General features: G+C 44.0%; 1 protein-coding gene. It reads right to left on the minus strand.

Annotation, left to right across the window (positions count from 1 at the left end; all coding sequences use genetic code 11):
• On the minus strand, window positions 1-1,151 hold a 1,151-nt coding region (locus R8N46_RS25135; protein WP_318189762.1), incomplete at both ends, for a TonB-dependent receptor domain-containing protein.

The following is a 1,151-nucleotide window of genomic DNA, read 5'->3' on the forward strand; positions in this document are numbered from 1 at the left end:
ATACTGCGAGCCCAACGTCCATTGGTCAAATGTCGCATAAGCATTCCACTTAGCACCGCGCTTGGAGCGGTATGCTAGTTGGGTATCTTCTGCACCCGACTTGTCGACAGGATCTTTGTAATCTAGGTAGAACTCATGAGAGACAATATCAGTATCGAGTTTAACTTCTAGTTCGATACCTTTAATCTCAGCTTCACCAATGTTTTGCATGCCCGCACCTTTCCAGATCAGCATGTTTTCAATTTGGTTGTAATACCCAGTTACAGTCCAATCAACAATCGATGCCACACCAGATAACGACAGTTCCGTGTTTTTTGACTCTTCTGGCTTTAAGTTCGGCATTTCATAGCCAGGGTAATACAAATCAACAAAGCTAGGCGCACGGAATGCAGTGCCGTGGCTCAGCGTTAATTCGTATCCTTCGTAAACTTTCCAACCTGCTGCAGTTTGCCACGTAGTGTTGTTGCCAAACTGGTTGTTTTCATCATTACGTACGCTGGCTTCGAAGGTCCATGCATTCAATGCATATTGAGCAATTGCGCTGATGCCAATGTTTGTTCTTGGGTTCTTCTCTGGGTTGTAGTCTTTCGCTGGTCCCCAGTCACTTGGTGCAAGGTAGCCTTTTGCTAACTTCTCATTACGGTAATCTAAGCCGCCCCCAATACTCAGTTCATCATTGATGCTGTATGAGTTTAGCCAAATTGCATTGAACTGTTCGATGGCCACGTGATCGCCGGTCGACTTACTTTGGCCCGATTTAAGGTCATAGTTGTCTTGTTGACCGTAAGCTAACTTCAACTCAGAAGTGTAAACATCTTTAGAATACTCAAGTGACAAATCTGCACCTACGTATTCCACTTCACCCGTTTTCTTTTCGTGCTTATCTACTGTTCCCCACCCAGGATTGCCATAACTGCTGTTGTCATAGTCGTATTCGTTGCTGTATGTACTAAAGCCAACGTAACCAGAAAAATTATCAGAAAAGTTTTGCTGGTAACCTAATTTAAGGTTCAACGTTTCAAATCCGTGCTCATCGCCATCATTCAAACCCGGCAAAGGTTTAACGTTAAAACCATCCGTTTTCTCGTAACCTAATACCCCTTTGATGTGCTTACCTTCACCTACAGGTTTAGATACGGCAAACGTGCCTT

The sequence above is a fragment of the Vibrio sp. 1874 genome, assembly GCF_033344395.1.
Taxonomy (GTDB): Bacteria; Pseudomonadota; Gammaproteobacteria; order Enterobacterales; family Vibrionaceae; genus Vibrio; species Vibrio alginolyticus.